Below are 18,870 nucleotides of genomic sequence, written 5' to 3'. Positions count from 1 at the left end.
CTTCGGGCAAACCGCGATCACAAGTCGCGGGGGACCGCGCTCGCCTGTGTAAATCGCACAGGCAGGCTCGCGGTTATCTCGGCACGTCATTAAGGAACCGACTGGTCCTGATATTCGTGCTCTTACGCAGTCCGCCGTCTTCTTCGGCGTATGCCGGGAAGAAATTGGTGCAGCAAACAATAAACAGATATCTGAGAAATGAAGACACCCACGTTTTATAGCGAAACCATCCGCATGACTGCCTTGGCCGGGGCTGTAGCGGCGCTCCTCGCGTTGTCAGCCTGCGGCGGTTCGGGCTCCGTCAACAAATCGACTGGTGGGGCGGCAAATCATACCGCCAGCACCACTGGCGCAGATGGCTCGTCCGCTTCGGGCGCACGCGACACGGCCGGCATGGCCGGCACCGACGGCAACGGCACGACGCTCGAAACCAGCACCGGCGGCAACGATGCAGGCAAGCCGACGACGCCAGTCACGACCACTACGAGCAACGGCGGCAACGGCGGCAACGGTGGCGGCACGCCCGTCATCAAGACCGGTCCGACCGCGCAACCGATCGCGCAGGTCGTCGACAAGACAAGCAACATCGTGACGGCCGCGGGCGGCACGGTGACCGATCTCGGCAACGCGCTCGGCGACACGAAGCTCACCGGTCTCGGCGACAACACCACGAAGAACCTCGGCGGCGTGGTCTCGAACCTGGGCGCGGCTGTGACGACGCTCGGCAACGGCGTGGGCAACGGCATCGGCTCGATTGGCGCGACGACGAATCCGGTCGGCACGACGGTGGCGAGCGTCGGCGGCGTCGTGCAACGCATCGGCGACGCGGTCACGAGCGGTGGCAACGCCGTGACGAGCCTGAACACGGGTGCCCTCGCCCCGCTCGCCGCCGTGACGACCCCGGTCGGCGCGCTGGTCAGCGGCGTCGGCACGGGCGTGAACCAGTTGGGCGGCAATCTGACGACCGCGCTCACGAGCGCCCCCGTGCAGCAGTTGACGCAACAGGTCAGCACAACCATCACGCCGATCACCTCGCTTGTCAGCACGACGACGCAGACCGTCGGCGCCGCGACCGGCCTTGGTGCGCCCGTCTCGACGCTGCTGTCGAACGTCGGCGCGGGCCTCGTCAGCGGCGGCCAGAAACTGTCCTCCGGCGGCAATCCGGTTGCATCGGGCGTCGGCTCGCTCGTCTCGGCGACGGGCACCACGGTGGCATCGGCGGGCACGCTCGTCGGCGGCACGCCGGCGACTTCGATGCCCGCTGCGGTCAGCGGTGTCGTGTCCGGCGTGACCACGGCAACCGGCACGGCGCCGGTGCTCGGCGCAGTCACGGGCGCCGTCAATGGCGCGGTATCGGCCGTGACGGGATCGACGGCACTGGCGGGCGCCCTCGCGCCGGTCACGTCGCTCGTCAACACGGTAACGACCGGCGTGAAAGCGCCGGCAGCGCCCGCAACCATGACGACGGCCGCGCCGGTCCCGGCAACCGCAACCACGACCACGACCTCTACCGTCTCGGCGACGACGGCACTCACGGCGAGCACCACGACGGGCGGCACGAGCGGCCCGACAGGCCTGCTCGGCGGCCTGACGTCGACGCTGGGGAGCGTTCTCGGCGGCGGCGGAATCAAGAAGTAAGGCAACGGCGCACAGCGGCCCGGTTCCTCGCACGTCGAACGCGACATGACGCATTCGACGTGCGGCGTCCGGGCCGTGCGTTGCAAAAAAAATCAATCACGATCCAAGCTAAAAAAATGTTCAACTGGAAAGCGGCCGCAGTTGCGGCGACGCTCGCGTTCGTCCAAGCCGCGCATGCGCAGAACGCGCCGCGCCCGAGTGTCGGCGGCAATCCGCTCGAAGCCCTGCCTCAGGTCAACGCGCCGGCACGCGCGCCGGCGATCGAGGTGGAGGTGCAGGCGCCGCAGCAACAACTCCAGAACCTGCTCGCGCGGCACATCACGCCGCAGTCGATCCAGATCGAAGGCGTGAAGTCCCTGCCTTTCGATGAAGTCGCGCAACGCTTCAAGCGCCTGGTCGGCAGCGACATCACGATTGCGCAACTGATGGAGACGGCCAACGGCGTCACCGCCCTCTACAAGGAGCGGGGCTATGCGCTGTCGTTTGCGTTCGTGCCCGCGCAGACCTTCGAGAACGGCGTCGTGCGTGTGACGATCGTCGAAGGCTACGTCGCCGACATCAAGATCAAGGGCGAACCCGGCAACCTGGAGAAACGGATCCGCGCGGTCGCGCAGCATATCGCCGCGGATCGCCCGCTGCGTCAGAGCACCTTCGAGCGCACGATCAACCTCCTCGGCATGATTCCCGGCGCGAAGATCGACGCGACCATCGCGCCGCCGCAGAACACCGATGGCAAGACTACCCTCGAACTCAACGTCACGCGCAAGCGTTTCAATCTGTCGAGCGGCATCGACGTGAATCATCCGGGCGTGCAAGGCATTTTCAGCGCCACCGAGAACGGCCTGCTCGGTCTGGGCGAATCGATCACCGCATCGGCGCTCGCGCCCCCGGGACGCAACGATCAGACTTACTACGGCGTCAACGCGATGGTGCCCGTGGGCGCCGACGGCTTCGCCTTCAAGGTGGACGCGTCGCATTACTACGGTCATCCGGTCGACAACCCGGGCCTGCCGTCGTACATCGAGCGCACGGTCATCAACGACAAGCTCGCTTTCTCGGCGGTCTATCCGTTCGTGCTCAGCAACAAGCGCAGCTTGCTCGGCACAGCGAGCGTCTACGCGACCCACGACGAAGATCGCCTGAAGAACGTCGCGGTGGCAAGCAATCCGCAGCTCACGAACCGCTCGCAGATTCGCGTGGCGCAACTGTCGCTCGACTACACGGGCATCGACACCGGCATGACGCGCCGCGCCAGCCTGAACGTGGCTAAAGCGATGAACATCCTCGGCGCCTCGAAGACGGCTGAAACCAATATCACGGGACTGGCGCTGACGAATCCGGTGTCGCTCACGTTCCTGCGCACCGGCGCGAGCTTCTCACAGACCAATGAATGGCCCTGGAAGATCGGCTCGGTGGTGTCAATGACAGGCCAGTTTTCGCCCGACACGCTGCCCACGTCCGAGCAGATTGCGTTCGGCGCCCAACGTTTCGCGCTCGGTTATCAGCCGGGTGAGGTATCGGGCGATTCGGGCTGGGGTGCGTCGTTCGAGGTCAACCGCCCGATCGCGCTCGAATGGACATATCTGAAATCGCTCACGCCGTATGCGTCGATCGACGCGGCGCGCGTCTACCTGCATGGCGGCACGCCGAATCCGCGCCGGCTGTCGTCGGTAGGCGTGGGCTTTCGCGTGTCGGATGCGAAGCACTACAGCATCGATTTGTCGGTGGCGCGGGCCATCGGCGATGCGCCGATCGAGAGCCCGTCACGCAGTCCGCGCGTGAATGCGACGTTCTCGTATCAGCTGTATTGAGCGGTCCCGCCCGGGCGTTTCCCGCCACCTCGCTCGAGCTGGCGGGAAACGCCGAATGTCGACGCATGGAAATGAGCGTGAGAAAACAGATCGCGAAGACGATCGCCGGTATCGTCCAGATCGACAGGCTTTGCTTCGCGGTGAAAGCGCGACTCTCGGGGAGACGGGTACCGCAAAAGCCTGATCGACTATACAAATCGCCCGCTTGCGGGCCGCAGCGCATTTGCCGGAGGCGTCGGTGCCCACTGGAATCGTGTTGATCTTCACGCTCGCCATGCTGTGCGCGGCGAGCGCCGTCATGATGTGGATCTGCGGTGCGTTCAGGCACGACGCACGACTCGCGAAGCGCATCCTCGAACCATGTCTCGCGTCGCCCGCTTACCTGTTGCGCGAGTTCGACGATCTGATGCAGCGCTCCAACGTGCGGCATCCGGGTCTGGCGCTGGCGCTGTGGGCGCTCGTTACCGGGGCAATCGCCATTCTTTGCGTCACGCAAGATGCGCCGTTGGCGGCCGCCCTCGCCCTCGCAGCCTCGACGCTGACGTGCTACGCGTGGCTCGCCTGGCGTGCGCGGCAATGCCAGCGGCATATCGTGCGTCAGTTGCCCGCGTTCCTCGAAGGGATCACGCGACGGGTCGATACGGGTCACAGTATTCCGGTCGCGTTCCAGGCGGCCGCCGCGAGCATGCAGGCGCCACTTTCCGCATGTCTGCAACGGGTCGTTCCACAATTGCGCATCGACGCGGACATCGATCAGGCACTGGCGACAGCCGCGCGCACCTATCGCGTTCAGGAATTTGAACTGATCGGCGCGGTGCTGCAAGTCTCGATGAGATTCGGCGGAGGCTCGGAGCGAGTGCTCGAACGCATGGCGTCGACCTTGCGCGATCTCGAACCGGTCGAGCAGGCGCCGACGGGTCTCCGCGCATTGGCATGGATGCCCGCGCTGATACCTGTGGTGCTCGGCTGCGCCGTCATCGTGCTCAATCCGGAATATTTCGACTCGATGTGGACCGACATGCTCGGCAGAAAGCTCGTCTACGCCGCCGTCGTCATGCAGGGAATCGGCGCATATCTGCTGTTTCGCCAGGCGCGGCTGGACGACTGAGTCCGATCTTCGCTGCGGTGATGCGCGACCGCCGGAACGGCCGCGCTTGCAGGAATAATCAGCAGGAAGTCGGCCGCACGCGTTCCACTTCGAGGCCAAACAAGGGACGCAGGCGCGTGCCCAGCACATTGCCGAAGAACGCAGCGACGAGCCACAACCAGCCGTGCAGGCTGCCCGAAACGATGCCGCTGAAGTACGCGCCGATGTTGCAGCCATAGGCGAGCCGAGCGCCATAACCAAGCAGCAGGCCGCCGACGATGGCCGCCACCAGCGAGCGCAGCGGCAGGCGCCACACGGGCGCATAGCGGCCCGCGAGCGCGGCGGCGAGCATGGCGCCGAGCACGATGCCGATGTCCATCACCGACGTGACGTCGCGTGAAATTGGCGCGGCCAGGGCGGCTGCGTTGGCTTTGCTCATCCAGTACGGCCAGCTCGCGGTATCGACGCCCATCAGTGCCGCCGCCTTCGCGCCCCATAGCGCAAACGCCGACGTAATACCCCACGGCCGTCCCGACAGCGCCAGCGTTGCAAAATTGAGCACGGCGAGCGCGATGCCGCCCGCCATCAGCGGCCACGGACCATGCAGCCACGGTGATGTGTGCGCCGGTTGCACGTGCGCCGCGACGAGCCTGCCATGACGGCGCTTCTCGATCACCACCGTCAGTGCGGCGATCAGCGCGAAGACGAGCCAGTTGAGCGCGAGCGCCGGCCCTGCGCCGAACGTCTTGACGATCGACACGGGCTGCAATTGCGGCAGCGAGGTCCAGAATGGCATGTGCGCGGTGCCGATGACCGACCCGGCGACGAACGCGACGAGCGTCACGATCATGCGCGTGCTGCCGCCGCCGACCGTGTACAGGGTGCCCGACGCACAGCCGCCGCCGAGTTGCATGCCGATGCCGAACAGGAAGGCGCCCACCACCACCGACGTCCCCGCCGGCGACACCAGTCCCGTGACCGGCATGCCGAACAGCGAGCCGGCCGCCAGCGCGGGAAAGAACAACGCGACGCCGACCGCGAGCATCAGCATTTGCGCACGCAGTCCGGCGCCGCGGCCATCGGCGATGAAGACACGCCAGGCTGAAGTAAAGCCGAACGCGGCGTGATAAAGCGTGATGCCGAGCAGTGCGCCGACTGCATACAACGCGGCCTGACGCGCCCCGACGGTTTGCCCGAGGTACACCACACCGAGCACGATCAGCAGCGCGGCGATGCCGAGCGGCTTTGGATCGATGTCGGTACGGCGTGAAAGGGAAGTGGCGAGATCTGACATGACAAAAAAGTGAATCCGGAAATTGAAAAAAGACGAGACAACCCGGGATTGTCGCGTGTTTAAGCAAAATCCGCAGGCGGCCATTGCGTTTTTTATCGGAATGACATGTACGCGGCACGGTGCTTGCAGCAGAAAGTCAACTGCTCTCACGCACTGGAGAACCACATGCACATCGTTTGTCACATGATGTCGTCGATTGACGGCCGCAGTCTCACCGACAATTGGAATCTCGATTACGCATCACCCACCTATGAGGAAACCGCCGCGAACTTCAAGGCGGACGCCTGGGTCTGCGGCCGCGTCACCATGCAGGAAATCTCGCACGGCAAGGACCGCGACTATCCGCGCGGCATGGCAAAAGGCCCGCTTCCCCGCACCGACCATTTCGCCACCCGCAATGCGAGCCAGTACGCCATCTCGATCGATCCCAAGGGGCGCGTCGCCTGGAAGAACAACACGGCACTGGACTCACACGTTGTCGAAGTGGTGGCGGAGAGCGTCGAGGATGACTATCTCGCGTATCTGCAATCGATCGGCGTGTCGTATGTATTCGGCGGCAAGGAAGACATCGAACTGAACCGGGTCATCGATACTCTTGAGCGTGAATTGAAGATCGGCAAGTTGATCGTGGAAGGCGGAGGCCATGTATCCGGCGCGTTCGTCAATGCAGGCCTGGCCGACGAAGTCAGCGTGCTGCTGATTCCGCTCGTCGATGGCCGCGAGGCGCACACATCCTCGTTCGAAGTGTCGATGGAACAGTGGAAGAACCCGGCCTACCTGAAACTGGAATCGGTCGAAAAACTGGATCACGACGTGGTCTGGGTGCGTTATTCACGTGCTGACTGACGCCTCGGGATTTACCCGCTCCGATGCGAGCAAGCCGCAAAAAACGCGGCCTGCGTTGTTATAATCCTTTCAACGAACGACCAAAATCTAACACTCTCCGCGCGATAGCCGCCAGCCTCACTGCGCGTTGTCGCGCCGCCCCGATGGCCAAAAACGACCGCTTGCGCACCCTCTCCGGCGCGCTTGTAAAACAAAATGTGATGCGTCTGCGCGATGCGGCCGCGTTGCTCGGCGTATCGGAAATGACGGTCCGTCGCGATATCGCTGCCCATCCGCATCAGTTCACTTATCTCGGCGGTTATATCGTCAGCGCGGCGGACGTACCGAACGCGGGTTACACCATCGAGGAGGAAAAGGATCACTTTGCACAGGCCAAGGCGATTGCGTCGAACCATGCGGCGCGGCTGCTCGTAGACAGCGAAACCATCTTCATCGACTGCGGCACGACGCTCACCACGCTCGCGCGGCAGATCCCGATCGAGATGCATCTCACGGTGGTGTGTTATTCCCTGAACGTCGCAGAAATCCTGCGGCGCAAGCCCAACGTGCGCATGATCCTGCTCGGCGGCGTCTATGTGCCCTCGTCGGAATCGTTCGCCAGCGACGAAAGCGTCGAAACCTTGCGACGCATGGGGATCAACAAGGCGTTCATGTCGGCGGGCGGAGTCGATGAAGCCCGCGGCGTCACCTGCTGGAATTTCCACGAGGTAGCCATCAAACAAGCTGCCATGGCGAGCGCGGTCGAACGGTATCTTGTTGTCGATGCGAGCAAGTTCGGCAAGGTCAAGGCCGTGCGCTTCTCGCAGCTTTCGGAGTTCGATTCGGTCATCACCGAAGAGGGACAGGCGCAGCGCGCGCGTACCTGACCTGCGTTCCGATTAAAAGCAGAAAGCGGCGTTCCGCTTATCAATGGAAAGCCGCGTTCCGATAAAAAACGCAAAGGCTCGTTCAGTTCTTGAACGAGCCTTTTCCCATTTCGGATTTCAGGATCCTTCGCTGAACGCCAGCCGTGAAACGGTCCCCAGAGGCCTGCGGACCTACTGCCTCCGCCCCAGCGCGAACAGCGTCCCTGCCACCAGAATGAACGCGCCGATGATCACCTTCTGCCAGGTGCTCGGCACGCCGATCAGAATCAGCACGCTGTTGATGAGCGTCACCAGCACCACGCCAAGCAGCGTTCCCGCCACCGTTCCAGTGCCCCCGGTGATGCGCGCGCCGCCGAGGATCACTGCGGCGATCACATCCAGTTCCGTGCCCACGAGATCAAACGGATTCGCGAGCCGGTTGGTGGAAACATGGAGAATGCCCGCCACGCCTGCCAGCAGACCCGTGTAGCCGAACACGAACAGATGGATCGTGCGGAGGTTGTAGCCGAGCCGCTCCGCGATCGCAAGCGAACCACCCATCGCATAAACACCCCGGCCCATCATCGTCCGGTTCAGCAGCCACCACGTGACCACCGCGGCAATCACCAGCGCCAGCACCGAAACGGGCAGCACGGCGCGCAGGCCATCGGAGGTGTGATAAAAAAACAGCGGCAGGCGCCCGAAGGTATCCATGCTGTGCGGAATGTTCATGAAGAACTGCGTGCCGACGAACGTCAGCAGCAACCCGCGAAACAGATATTGCGTGCCGATGGTGACGATCAGCGACGGCGCCTTGAGCCGGTGCACGAGCATGCCATTGACCACTCCAAGGATCACGCCGCCGATAGCGCCCGCGAGCAGGATCAGCGCGAACGGGCAATCGGGCCACCAGGCGAACACGGCCTTGGTGATCGAATACATCGTAAGCGCTGCAATCGCCGTGAACGATACGTCGATGCCACCCGAGGCGAGCACCACCAGCGTACCGAGCGCAAAGAGCGAAACAGTAGTGGCGGAATGCAGCATGTCGAACAGCGTCGCGAACTGGAAAAAGCGCGGGTTGAGGCCGCCCACGACCAGACACGTCACCACGATCAGCCCGACCGTGAACCACTCCGGATTGCGCATCAGTTGCGCGTAAAGATTGCCCTTGCGCACACGCGGTGCGACTTCGGCCACGTGCTGCGGCGTCGTCTCGCTCCCCGTGCGGCGGATGGATTCGCTCATGCTCATGCTGCCTCTGATAGTAGCGCGTGATAGAGACCGGCTTCATCGAGCCGGTCCGCGCGATATTCGCTCGCAATGCGGCCTTTCTTCATCATCAAAATGCGGTCGCAGTTCTGCAGCAATTCCGGCAGGTCGTCGCTGATCAGGATGATGCCGATGCCCTCCTTCGAGAGCCGCTGCATGATGCGGTAGATGATGTCCTTCGAGCCCACGTCCACGCCCACGGTCGGGCCATGCAGAATCAGCACGCGTGGATCGATGGCGAGCCATCGGCCAATCAGCACGCGCTGCTGATTGCCGCCCGAAAGCGACTGCACGGGCTTGTCCACATCCGGCGTCGCGATCTGCAGATCCTTGACGGTGCGCTCCGCGAGTTCCTGCGCGCGCTTGCGGTCGATCTGGCCGAAACGGTCGCGCAGGCTCGCGATCATGGCGGTGACGACGTTGTCGCGAATCGATTTGTCGAGAAACAGCCCTTCGTTGAGACGATCTTCCGGCACATAGCCGATGCGCTGCAATTTCGCGTCAGCGGGAGAATGCAAGCGCACGCGCATGCCGTCGAGCGTAACGCTGCCGTGATCGGCGGGCGCCACGCCGGCCAGTGCCCGCGCGAGTTCGTTGCGGCCCGAATCGAGCAAGCCGGTCACGCCAAGAATCTCGCCCTTGTGCAACTTGAACGAGACATCCGCGAACTGACCTTTGCGGCCAAGCGCCTGCACGTCGAGCACGACCTGCTGCGCACTGTCCTCGCCTTCCGCGCGATAGCGCTCGGTCGAAAGATGCTTGCCCGTCATGAGCTCGCTGATCTGCGCTTTCGTGTAGTGCTCGATCGGCCCTTGCGCCATTTTCTGGCCGTCGCGCAATACGATCACCTCGCCGCCGATCGCATAGCATTCGTCCAGCTTGTGGCTCACGAACAGCACGGCCACACCGTCCGCACGCAGCCGCGCGAGCACGGCAATCAGATTGTCCACTTCCTTCTGCGTAAGCGAGGTGGTCGGTTCGTCCATGATGACGAACTTCGCCTCGCTGGCAATGGCTCGCGCGATGGCAACGAGCTGACGCGTCGCGAGCGGCAGCTGTTCGATGAGCGTTTTCTGGAACGCGGCGTCGCCCGGCAGGCCTACTGCTTCGAGCGCGCGCGCTGCGGTCTGCGCGAGCGCGCGGCGATCGAAGGTACGCGCCAGCTTGCCCTGATGCGTGGCCAGCTCCGCAGTCAGCGCGACGTTCTCCGCCACGCTCATATTCGGCAGGAGCGACAAATCCTGATAGACGGTCTCGATACCTGCTGAAAGCGATTCGAGCGGAGACAGCTTGCTGTGACGCGCGCCCTCGATCACGAGTTCGCCTTCGTCCGGCGGCTGCGCGCCCGAGATGATCTTGATGAGCGTGCTCTTGCCGCAGCCGTTCTCGCCCAGCAAGTGATAGATCTGCCCGCGTTCGAACGCAAGGCTCACGCCGCGCAGCGCATACACGCCGGTAAAGCGCTTGTGGATGTTGACGACTTCGAGAAGCGGTGTCGTGGTGGTCATGTCTGTCCAGGGCACGCGGCGCGCTTCCGCAAAAGCACGCCGCGCAGGTCACATCAGAAGTTGTATTGCTTGTAGTTCGTCTTGTCGACATCGACCCAGCCGGTGCCGCGCACGATCACGCCCTTGCCCGGGCCCTTCGTGACCGTCACCTTGTTGTAGCCGGTGATGCCGAGGTCAGTGCCGTTCTGGACTTCCTTGCCCTCGACGAGCATCTGCGCGACCTTGTTCATCGCCAGGCCCGCGAGCTTCGGATCCCAGAACGCGATGCCGTTGACCGCGCCGCTTTCGAGGAACTTGGCGGCTTCCGTCGGCAAGCCCGTGCCGTACACGCAGATCTTGCCGACCTTGCCCGCCTCTTCAACGGCGCGGCCGATGCCGATCACATCCAGCGAGGACGACCCTTGAAAGCCGGTCAGGTCCGGATGCTTGCGCAAGACTTCCTTGGCGACCTGATAGGCACGCTCGCCGTCGTTGTTGGTCTCGAGCTTCGGCTCGACGAGATCCATTTTCGGATACTTGGCCTTCGCATTGCCGATGCCGCCGTCGGCCCATTGCACCTGCGAACGGCTGCCGAGCGAGCCGACCAGCACCGCCCACTTGCCTTGCTGACCCATGCACTTCGCGAGCCGTTCGTTCAGGCCCGCGCCGTAGGCGGTGTTGTCGAAGGCTTCGATGTCGACCATCGTGTTCTTCGCGTTGTCCGCTTCATGCGTGACAACCTTGATGCCGCGGTCCATTGCTTTCTTGAGCGCGGGTTCGAGCGTCGGCGGATCGTAGGGCACCACGGCGATGGCGGTGACCTTCTTCGCGATCAGATCCTCGATGATCTTGAGCTGTTGCGCGGCATCGGCGCGGCCCGGTCCTGTCTGATAGGCGTTGATGTTCGGATTCTCCTTGCCGAACTCCTTCACGCCCTCGTCCATGCGGTTGAACCAGTTGATGCCGGTCACCTTGACGACCGTCACGATGGTCTCGTTGGTCGCGGCCTGCGCCGCGGCGATGGCGCCAGCGGCGAGTGCGACCGCGGTCAGCGCGGGGGCGAGCTTGTTGAGCTTCATTGCGTTGTCTCCTTCAGGTATCGATTGAATTGGCTTCTTTGATATGTCACACGCAACACTAGCGTCCGGTCGATGCGGGCGGCGGCGCTTTGCTTTTGGGCGCAGCCCCGCCGATGCCGAAGATCGCGCGCACCGGTTCGCCGCCAGCGAAGGCGAGCGACGCGAGCAGCAGAAAGCCCCAAGCGCAATCGCCGAAGAACTGCGATACGCCGAGCAGATTGAACAGACTCGACAGGAATTGCAGCACCGTCGCCGCAAGGAACACGCAGACGATGCGCCCATAACCGCCTGCCGGATTCACGCCGCCCATCACGGCGATCAGGATCGCGATCAGCAGATACGAGTTGCCGTAGTCCCATTTGGCGCTGGACGTATGCGTCGCGCTGATCAACCCGGCAAGCGAAGCGAGCACGCCACACAGTCCATACGTGACGATCAGCATGCGCGCGCGCGGAATGCCCGCATAGAACGCGGCCTTCGGATTCGTGCCCATCAGGTACAGACGCAGGCCGAACGGCGTGCGCTTCAGGACCCAGCCGAGCACCAGCACGGCGGCGATGAAGATCCACAGCGAGATGGGCACTTGCAGGAAGGTGCCATTGCCGATGTTCGACAACGGATCGACATATTCGACCCGCACCGATGCCCCGTTGCTCAGCACCACGGCAATGCCCGTGAACAGCAGTTGCGTGCCGAGCGTGCAGAGAATCGGCGTGAGCCTGAGCCTGGCAATCACGACACCGTTCAACAGGCCGCCGAGCAGCCCCACGATCACGACGATGCATGCGAACACGCCGGTATAAAGCGCAGGGGAATCATCGGCGGAGACCATGTGCGGCAGCAGCAGCGCCGCGACCATGCCCGAGAGATTCGCGAGTCCCACGCCCGACAGGTCAATACCGCCATTGCCCGATACCATCGAGAGCATGATGCCGAGCGCGAGCAAGCCGAGCTCGGGCAGTTGTCCGCCCATCGACTGGAGATTGTCGATGTCGAGGAACTGGCCGTGCGACAACCCTGTGGCGACCAGCACGACCAGAATGTTCACGCCGATCAGGAAATTGAACTGGCGGTCAGCGAGCCACTTCGCTCCTTTCATTGCGTGACGCTCCTTTGCTCGAGCACCGCGGTGATCTCGTCGAGGCGTGGCATCGAAGGCGCGGTGCCTGGCCGCGTAACCGAAAGGCTCGCGAGCGCGCAACCGAAACGCACCGCATCGAGCGGACTGTCGCCACGCGCGAGCGACGCCGCGAAGCCGCCGGTGAAGCCATCGCCCGCGCCCGCTGTTTCCACCACGCGGCCACAGTTGAACGCCGGCACGAGCGTCGATTCCTGCGCGGTATGCAGCAGCGCACCGGCTTCACCGAGCGTAACGATCACGGCACGCGCGCCCTTCTCGAGCAGCACGTCAGCGGCACGCCGCGCGTCATCGACCGATGCGATCTCGACGCCCGTCAATGCCGCCGCTTCGGTTTCGTTCGGCGTGATGTAGTCACACAGCGGATAGATGTCGTCGGTGAGCGGCAGCGCAGGCGCCGGGTTGAACACGGTGATCACGCCATGTTTGCGCGCGAGTTCCAGCCCGCGTCGCGCGGCCGGAATCGGTTGTTCCAGTTGCGTGACGAACACGCCCGCGCGCGCGATATCTTCTTCGATGGCCTCCACGTCCTCCGGCACAAGCGTGCCGGCAGCGCCCGCCGCAACGATGATCGCGTTGCCGCCGGTGTTTTCATCGACATAGATGTGCGCGGCGCCTGTAGCGGCATCCTGCATGACTGTGGCCCGCGACGTAATGCCTTCCGCGGACCAGGTGGCCTGCGCGATGTCACCGAATGCATCCGCGCCGATGCGCGTGCAGAAGATCACGTCCGCGCCCGCGCGCGCGGCGGCCACTGCCTGATTCGAACCCTTGCCGCCGGGCCCCATCTTGAACGCGGAGCCCGCCACGGTCTCGCCGAGCAAGGGCATGCGTTGCGCGCGAAACGCGAGGTCCGTCACGTAGATGCCAAGAATGACGACGCTCTTCATCGCGAGCCTCCGTCTGAAACTTGGGGTGCATCGGGCGCAAGCAGCACGCCCTTTTTGAAGATGAAGCAGCCATAGCCGCGCGCTTCGCCCGTCGCGATCACGCAAAAAGCCTGTCTGGCGCGGTCATAAAAAGCGAAACGTTCGACTGGAGAAAAAGGCAACGCGCGGCCTTCGGCGTCGTCCACTTCGCGTTGTGCCTCGCGCTGTACGGCCGGCAGCGTGGCGGCGTCGCCGACCACTTCCATGCGGCCCGCGGGGTCATCGACGAACGTGTCGAGCGGCAATACCGACAGCACCGCGCGCACGGCACGCGGCGCGCTCGCGCCGTCCATGCGCAGCACGCGTCCGAGCGCGGTTTTGCGCGCCACGGAATCGGCGGGAAAATGAGCGTCGCAGATCACCACTTCGTCGCCGTGACCCATCGCGGCGAGCGCGTGCAGGATGTCGGCGTTCAAGAGCGGATCGATGTTCTTCAGCACAGCGTCTCCTCCATGCATGGGCGCGTCTCCTGTCGAGATCTACGCCCGGTCAATTCCTTGATCAGTCTCCGTACGGCACCCAGATGTTCTTCACTTGCACGGCCTGACGAAGGAACGGCAGCCCTTCGCTTGCGGCATCGTGCCAGTCGAACACGCGGCCCTGATCGACGAAGGTCCGTTTCAGATTGCCGACCGACTCGCGTTCGGCAAGCGCCGAAAGCGCCGCGCCATGGAAGCACCAGAGCGCGTCGACGTCGTCGTGCTGAGCGAGCGTCTGCGTCAGCGAACGCGCATCGCCGGTGACGATGTTGAGCGCGCCGCCCGGCACATCCGAGGTCTCGACGACCTGATAGAAGTCCGTGGCCATCAGCGGACACGTCTCGCTGGGCACCGCCACCACGCGATTGCCGAGCGCAAGCGCAGGCGCGACGAGCGACACGAAGCCCAGCAAAGGCGCCTCGTCCGGGCACACCACGCCGATCACGCCCAGCGCTTCGTGCATCGCCAGCGCCACGCCGTGCAGCGGCGGCGCATGCACCGCGCCGTCGAACTTGTCGGTCCACGCGGCGTATGTGAAGAAGCGCGTGATCGATGCTTCCACTTCGCGCTTCGCATCCCGTTCGCTGGCGCCGGCGCGCTGCACGAGTTGCCGGGCAAATTCATCGGCGCGCGCGCTCAGGTTCTCCGCGAGGTAGTACAGCACTTGCGCGCGGTTATGCGCACTCGCCGACGTCCACTTCGTCATGCCGCGCGCGGCCGCTACTGCGTTGCGAATGTCCTTGCGATTGCCCTCGCCCACTTCGCCGACGATCTCTCCCGAAGGCGCGCGCACGAGTCGCGAATAGCCGCTGTCCGGACGCGCCTGCTTGCCGCCGATGAAGAGCTTCGCCGTGCGGTCGAGCGCGCTGATGTTGCCCGCATCGGTCAGTGAATCCGGCTCGGCCGGCGCTGCCTTGCTCTCGCTGCGCAGCGGGAGCTTCGCCCACGCGCGCGGCTTCAGGTATTCGTAAATGCCCTCGCGTCCGCCCTCGCGGCCGAAGCCCGACTCGCGATAGCCGCCGAAGCCCACGGCCGCGTCGAACAGGTTCGTCGCATTGATCCACACGACGCCGCACTGCAGGCGCGGCGCGACATCCAGTGCGCGGCTGATGTTCTCGCTCCACAAGCTTGCGGCAAGCCCGTAGCGCGTGTTGTTCGCGAGCGCGACGGCTTCTTCCGGCGTGCGGAAGCTCATCGTCACGAGCACGGGGCCGAAGATTTCTTCCTGGGCGAGCGTCGAGGCGGGCGAGACCTTCGTGACCAGTGTCGGCGGAAAGAACGCGCCGCCTTCCGGCACGCCGACACGCGTCGACTGATGGATCTCGCAACCTTCGCTCGCGCCCTTCGCGACCAGCGCGCGGATGCGTTCGAGCTGGATGTCGTCGACGACCGCGCCCATGTCGATGCCCTTGTCGAGCGACGCTCCGACGCGCAGCGTGTCCATGCGGCGCTTGAGCTTCTCGACGAAGCGCGCCTCGATGCCTTCCTGCACGAGCAGGCGCGAACCGGCGCAGCACACTTGCCCCTGGTTGAACCAGATAGCATCGACGACGCCTTCCACGGCGCTGTCGAGGTCGGCGTCGTCGAACACGATGAACGGCGACTTGCCGCCGAGTTCGAGCGTCAGCGACTTGCCCGAGCCCGCCGTGCTCGCGCGGATCAGGCGGCCCACTTCGGTCGATCCGGTGAACGCGATCTTCGCGACCCGCTGATGTTCGACGAGCGCGGCGCCGGTGCGGCCGTCGCCGGTCACGACATTGAGCACGCCTTTCGGCAAGCCCGCGCGGTGTGCGAGTTCAGCAAACAATAACGCCGTGAGCGAGGTGAACTCGGCCGGCTTCAACACGACCGTGTTGCCGAGCGCGAGCGCGGGCGCGATTTTCCATGCAAGCATCAGCAGCGGAAAGTTCCACGGCACGATCTGGCCGATCACGCCGAGCGGCGTCCAGTCGGCGAACTCCTTGTCCTGCAACTGGGCCCATCCCGCGTGATGCAGAAAGTGCCTTGCTACAAGGGGTATATCGATGTCGCGGGACTCGCGGATCGGCTTGCCGTTATCGAGCGATTCGAGCACCGCAAACAGGCGCGCATGCCGCTGCACCATGCGCGAAAGCGCATACAGATGACGCGCGCGCCCGGCGCCGCCGATGGCCTGCCAGCCTTCGAGCGCCGCATGCGCGGCCTGTACGGCGGCATCGATATCGGCCTGCTCGCCCTGCGCCACCGATGCGAGCACGCGGCCCGTGGCGGGTTCGCTTGAATCGAAACGCTCGGCGGCATCGCTGTCGCGCCAGGCGCCGTTGATGAAGTGACCGAAGCGCCCTTCATGTTGATCGAGCCAGGCGCGCGCGGCGCGATCGTCTTCCGGTGCGGGTCCGTAGTCCATCGAGGAGAAATAGTCGGCAACGCTCATGAGGCTTGGAATGTGAAGTCGTGCGGATCAGGCGACGGGATGACGATTGAACGCCGAATAGCGTCCGCTCACGTGATGTTCGAGCTGGCGTTCGATATCCGCCAGCAGACTCGATGCGCCGACGCGGAACAGTTCGGGTTCGAGCCACTCGCGGCCGAGCTCTTCTTTCATCAGGATCTGGTATTCGAGCACGGACTTGGCCGTCGAGACCCCGCCCGCCGGCTTGAAGCCGATCAGGACGCCGGTGCGCGCCAGATAGTCGCGGATCATCCGCACCATGACGAGCGAGACGTCTAGCGTGGCGTTCACGCCTTCCTTGCCCGTCGAGGTCTTGATGAAATCGGCGCCGGCCATCATGCAGATCATCGAGGCCTTGGCGACGTTCGACAGCGTGCGGATGTCGCCCGTCGCGAGAATCGCCTTGACGTGCGCCGGTCCGCAGGCCGCGCGAAAGTCGCGCATTTCGTCGTACAGCGCTTTCCAGTTTCCTGTCAGGACGTGCTCGCGCGTGACGACGATATCGATCTCCGCTGCGCCGTCCGCCACCGATGCCTCGATCTCGCGCAGCTTCAATTCATGCGGATTGAGGCCGGCGGGAAAGCCCGTGGACACGGCGGCAACCGGTATGCCGCTGCCTTGCAACGCGTCCACGGCGGTCTTCACATAGCGGTGATAGACGCAGACTGCGCCCGTCGTGATCGAGGCGGGCGGCATGCCGAGCGCGTCAAGCAGGTCGTCGCGCACGGGCCGGCGCGCCTTTGCGCACAATCGCTCGACGCGGCCGTGGGTGTCGTCGCCGTTCAGCGTGGTGAGGTCGATGCAGGTGATGGCCTTCAGCAGCCACGCCGCCTGCGCGTCTTTCTTCACGGCCCGTCGCGTGCCGAGTGTGGACGCGCGGCGCGCCACGGCCGACTGATTGACGCGCAGCCCATCCAGCCACGCAAGGTCGAACGGCACGCCGGGGTTACGCGTGCCAGCGTGGTCCTGAACCTTCCCAGGCCACGCGACGATGGACTTCGATGCAGTTTCCAGCATGAGATCGGTGTGCCGGCGTCTTGTGCGACGCACAACATGTTTTGATAGATTGATCTCAGCTTATATCAATTTTGTTACGATCGTAACATAGGGAAAGTTCGGGGGTGCTTTGACAGGCTCGGCATGTTGTGGCGCCCTTGCAGAAAAAATCAGGCTGCGATTCCACTTTTTAGTGGAACGCGCGGTTTCGCCAGGCCGAGATGATCGCGCAGGGTGCGTCCTTCGTACTCGCTGCGGAACAATCCGCGTCGCCGCAGTTCCGGCAACACCGCGTCGATGAAATCATGCAGGGAACCGGGCAGCAACGCCGGCATGATGTTGAACCCATCGGCGCCAAAATGCTGAAAGCGCTGTTCCAGTTCGTCGGCAATCTGCGCGGCGGTGCCCACGATCTGCCAATGTCCGCGCGCCCCCGCAATACGGCGATAGAGTTGGCGGATCGTCAGATTCTCGCGGCGCGCGAGTTCGATCATCAGGGACTGGCGGCTCTTGCTTGCGTTGGTTTCAGGCAGTTCGGGGATCGGTCCGTCGAGGGGGAAAGACGAGAGATCGAAACCGCCTGTCAGCGTGGAAACCATCGCCAGGCCCACGACAGGATCGATGAGCGCCTGCAATTCCTCGAACTTGTCTCGCGCTTCCGCTTCCGTGCGGCCGACGATCGGCATCACGCCCGGCATGATCTTCAGCGAATCCGGATGCCGGCCAAAATGCGCCATGCGGCCCTTCACGTCCGCATAGAACGCCACTGCGTCTTCGAGTGTCTGCTGCGCCGTGAAGACGACCTCGGCCGTGCGCGCCGCGAGCGTCCTGCCCGCCTCCGACGATCCTGCCTGCACGAGCACCGGATGTCCCTGCGGCGCGCGTGCGACGTTCAACGGTCCACGCACGTTGAAGAACGCGCCACGGTGATTCAGCACGCGGCGCTTGCCGGGATCGAAGAAGATTCCAGAGGCCTTGTCGCGCGGAAAGGCATCCTCGTCCCAGGTGTCCCATAGCCCGGCAACCACGTCGGCGAACTCGGCGGCGCGTTCGTAACGGTGCGCGTGCTGCAAGTGTTCGTCGTGACCGAAATTGCGCGCTTCATGTTCGCTCGACGACGTCACGAGATTCCATCCTGCACGCCCGCCGCTGATGTGATCGAGCGACGCAAACTTGCGTGCGATGTGATACGGCTCGTTGAACGACGTGGACGCGGTGCCGACCAGACCGATGCGCTGTGTCACCGCTGCCAGCGCCGAAAGCAGCGTGAGCGGCTCGAACTGGGCCACGTAGCTGTGCGCGGTGCGACTGAGGAACGGCGCGTCGTCGCCGCGCGTGCCGGAGCCATCGGCGAGAAACACGAGATCGAATTTCGCCGCCTCGGCGGCTTGGGCAAGCTGCGCGTAATGCGCGAAGTTGCTGCCTGCGTCGGCCACCGCCTGAGGGTGGCGCCATGCCGCAATGTGATGACCGGTGGGATAGAGAAATGCGCCAAGATGCAGATGCCCGCTTCGTCGAGTCATGCCGGAATCGTCCTT

General features: G+C 64.1%; 15 protein-coding genes. 5 read left to right on the top strand and 10 right to left on the bottom strand.

Annotated features, from left to right (window positions below; genetic code table 11):
• Nucleotides 1–198 precede the first annotated feature (198 nt).
• The 3 genes from QCE63_RS23100 to QCE63_RS23090 all read left to right on the top strand — a co-directional run bounded on the left by QCE63_RS23100 (nucleotide 199) and on the right by QCE63_RS23090 (nucleotide 4,557).
• Nucleotides 199–1,638: a collagen-like triple helix repeat-containing protein gene (locus tag QCE63_RS23100; RefSeq protein ID WP_309836265.1), complete on the top strand. Its 1,440-nt coding sequence runs from the start codon at nucleotides 199–201 to the stop codon at nucleotides 1,636–1,638.
• A 116-nt stretch (nucleotides 1,639–1,754) separates the two neighbouring features.
• Nucleotides 1,755–3,449 carry a POTRA domain-containing protein gene (locus tag QCE63_RS23095; protein WP_309836264.1) on the top strand — a complete coding sequence of 565 codons (1,695 nt, stop codon included), beginning with the start codon at nucleotides 1,755–1,757 and terminating at the stop codon, nucleotides 3,447–3,449.
• A gap of 238 nt (nucleotides 3,450–3,687) precedes the next feature.
• Complete coding sequence (locus QCE63_RS23090; protein WP_309836263.1) at nucleotides 3,688–4,557, top strand: pilus assembly protein; 870 nt, start codon at nucleotides 3,688–3,690, stop codon at nucleotides 4,555–4,557.
• A gap of 58 nt (nucleotides 4,558–4,615) precedes the next feature.
• On the opposite strand, the gene QCE63_RS23085 is transcribed toward QCE63_RS23090, so the two are convergent.
• Complete coding sequence (locus QCE63_RS23085; RefSeq protein ID WP_309836261.1) at nucleotides 4,616–5,830, bottom strand: YeeE/YedE family protein; 1,215 nt, start codon at nucleotides 5,828–5,830, stop codon at nucleotides 4,616–4,618.
• Nucleotides 5,831–5,995: 165 nt separating this feature from the next.
• Here QCE63_RS23085 and QCE63_RS23080 point away from each other — a divergent pair, with 165 nt between their 5' ends.
• On the top strand, nucleotides 5,996–6,676 hold the full coding sequence (locus QCE63_RS23080; protein WP_309836260.1) for a dihydrofolate reductase family protein: 681 nt from the start codon (nucleotides 5,996–5,998) through the stop codon (nucleotides 6,674–6,676).
• Nucleotides 6,677–6,819: 143 nt separating this feature from the next.
• Nucleotides 6,820–7,542 carry a DeoR/GlpR family DNA-binding transcription regulator gene (locus tag QCE63_RS23075; protein WP_309837308.1) on the top strand — a complete coding sequence of 241 codons (723 nt, stop codon included), beginning with the start codon at nucleotides 6,820–6,822 and terminating at the stop codon, nucleotides 7,540–7,542.
• Nucleotides 7,543–7,713: 171 nt separating this feature from the next.
• Here the strand turns inward: QCE63_RS23075 and QCE63_RS23070 are convergent, their stop codons facing one another.
• From QCE63_RS23070 to QCE63_RS23030, 9 genes are all read right to left on the bottom strand, one after another.
• Entirely contained in the window at nucleotides 7,714–8,775 is a 1,062-nt protein-coding gene (locus tag QCE63_RS23070) for an ABC transporter permease (RefSeq protein ID WP_309836258.1), read from the bottom strand.
• Nucleotides 8,772–10,301 (bottom strand): sugar ABC transporter ATP-binding protein, encoded by a 1,530-nt coding sequence (locus tag QCE63_RS23065; RefSeq protein ID WP_309836257.1) that lies wholly within the window; start codon nucleotides 10,299–10,301, stop codon nucleotides 8,772–8,774. The genes QCE63_RS23070 and QCE63_RS23065 overlap by 4 nt, the downstream gene beginning before the upstream one ends.
• A gap of 53 nt (nucleotides 10,302–10,354) precedes the next feature.
• Nucleotides 10,355–11,359 (bottom strand): autoinducer 2 ABC transporter substrate-binding protein, encoded by a 1,005-nt coding sequence (locus QCE63_RS23060; protein ID WP_309836256.1) that lies wholly within the window; start codon nucleotides 11,357–11,359, stop codon nucleotides 10,355–10,357.
• Between the two features lie 58 nt (nucleotides 11,360–11,417).
• Nucleotides 11,418–12,458, bottom strand: a complete 1,041-nt coding sequence (locus QCE63_RS23055; protein WP_309836255.1) for an ABC transporter permease — start codon at nucleotides 12,456–12,458, stop codon at nucleotides 11,418–11,420.
• Entirely contained in the window at nucleotides 12,455–13,387 is a 933-nt protein-coding gene (gene rbsK / locus QCE63_RS23050) for a ribokinase (RefSeq protein WP_309836254.1), read from the bottom strand. The genes QCE63_RS23055 and rbsK overlap by 4 nt, the downstream gene beginning before the upstream one ends.
• A complete protein-coding gene (locus QCE63_RS23045) occupies nucleotides 13,384–13,866 on the bottom strand; it encodes an RbsD/FucU family protein (protein ID WP_309837306.1) in 483 nt (160 codons plus the stop codon). Before QCE63_RS23045 ends, rbsK begins: the two co-directional genes overlap by 4 nt.
• Before the next feature lie 61 nt (nucleotides 13,867–13,927).
• Nucleotides 13,928–16,318, bottom strand: a complete 2,391-nt coding sequence (locus QCE63_RS23040) for an aldehyde dehydrogenase family protein (protein ID WP_309836253.1) — start codon at nucleotides 16,316–16,318, stop codon at nucleotides 13,928–13,930.
• A 27-nt stretch (nucleotides 16,319–16,345) separates the two neighbouring features.
• Nucleotides 16,346–17,353, bottom strand: a complete 1,008-nt coding sequence (gene deoC, locus QCE63_RS23035) for a deoxyribose-phosphate aldolase (protein WP_309836252.1) — start codon at nucleotides 17,351–17,353, stop codon at nucleotides 16,346–16,348.
• Nucleotides 17,354–17,502: 149 nt separating this feature from the next.
• Nucleotides 17,503–18,855 (bottom strand): LLM class flavin-dependent oxidoreductase, encoded by a 1,353-nt coding sequence (locus QCE63_RS23030; RefSeq protein WP_309836251.1) that lies wholly within the window; start codon nucleotides 18,853–18,855, stop codon nucleotides 17,503–17,505.
• Nucleotides 18,856–18,870: the final 15 nt, after the last annotated feature.

The organism is Caballeronia sp. LZ065, assembly GCF_031450975.1.
Lineage (GTDB): Bacteria > Pseudomonadota > Gammaproteobacteria > Burkholderiales > Burkholderiaceae > Caballeronia.
Note: the sequence above shows the minus strand (reverse complement) of the source record. Positions and strands in the feature narration are given on the sequence as shown.

Coding starts and splice junctions, on each gene's coding strand:
- QCE63_RS23100 (WP_309836265.1), top strand. CDS start 199: ATGAAGACACCCACGTTTTATAGCGAAACCATCCGCATGACTGCCTTG.
- QCE63_RS23095 (WP_309836264.1), top strand. CDS start 1,755: ATGTTCAACTGGAAAGCGGCCGCAGTTGCGGCGACGCTCGCGTTCGTC.
- QCE63_RS23085 (WP_309836261.1), bottom strand. CDS start 5,830: ATGTCAGATCTCGCCACTTCCCTTTCACGCCGTACCGACATCGATCCA.
- QCE63_RS23080 (WP_309836260.1), top strand. CDS start 5,996: ATGCACATCGTTTGTCACATGATGTCGTCGATTGACGGCCGCAGTCTC.
- QCE63_RS23075 (WP_309837308.1), top strand. CDS start 6,820: ATGGCCAAAAACGACCGCTTGCGCACCCTCTCCGGCGCGCTTGTAAAA.
- QCE63_RS23070 (WP_309836258.1), bottom strand. CDS start 8,775: ATGAGCATGAGCGAATCCATCCGCCGCACGGGGAGCGAGACGACGCCG.
- QCE63_RS23065 (WP_309836257.1), bottom strand. CDS start 10,301: ATGACCACCACGACACCGCTTCTCGAAGTCGTCAACATCCACAAGCGC.
- QCE63_RS23060 (WP_309836256.1), bottom strand. CDS start 11,359: ATGAAGCTCAACAAGCTCGCCCCCGCGCTGACCGCGGTCGCACTCGCC.
- QCE63_RS23055 (WP_309836255.1), bottom strand. CDS start 12,458: ATGAAAGGAGCGAAGTGGCTCGCTGACCGCCAGTTCAATTTCCTGATC.
- rbsK (WP_309836254.1), bottom strand. CDS start 13,387: ATGAAGAGCGTCGTCATTCTTGGCATCTACGTGACGGACCTCGCGTTT.
- QCE63_RS23040 (WP_309836253.1), bottom strand. CDS start 16,318: ATGAGCGTTGCCGACTATTTCTCCTCGATGGACTACGGACCCGCACCG.
- deoC (WP_309836252.1), bottom strand. CDS start 17,353: ATGCTGGAAACTGCATCGAAGTCCATCGTCGCGTGGCCTGGGAAGGTT.
- QCE63_RS23030 (WP_309836251.1), bottom strand. CDS start 18,855: ATGACTCGACGAAGCGGGCATCTGCATCTTGGCGCATTTCTCTATCCC.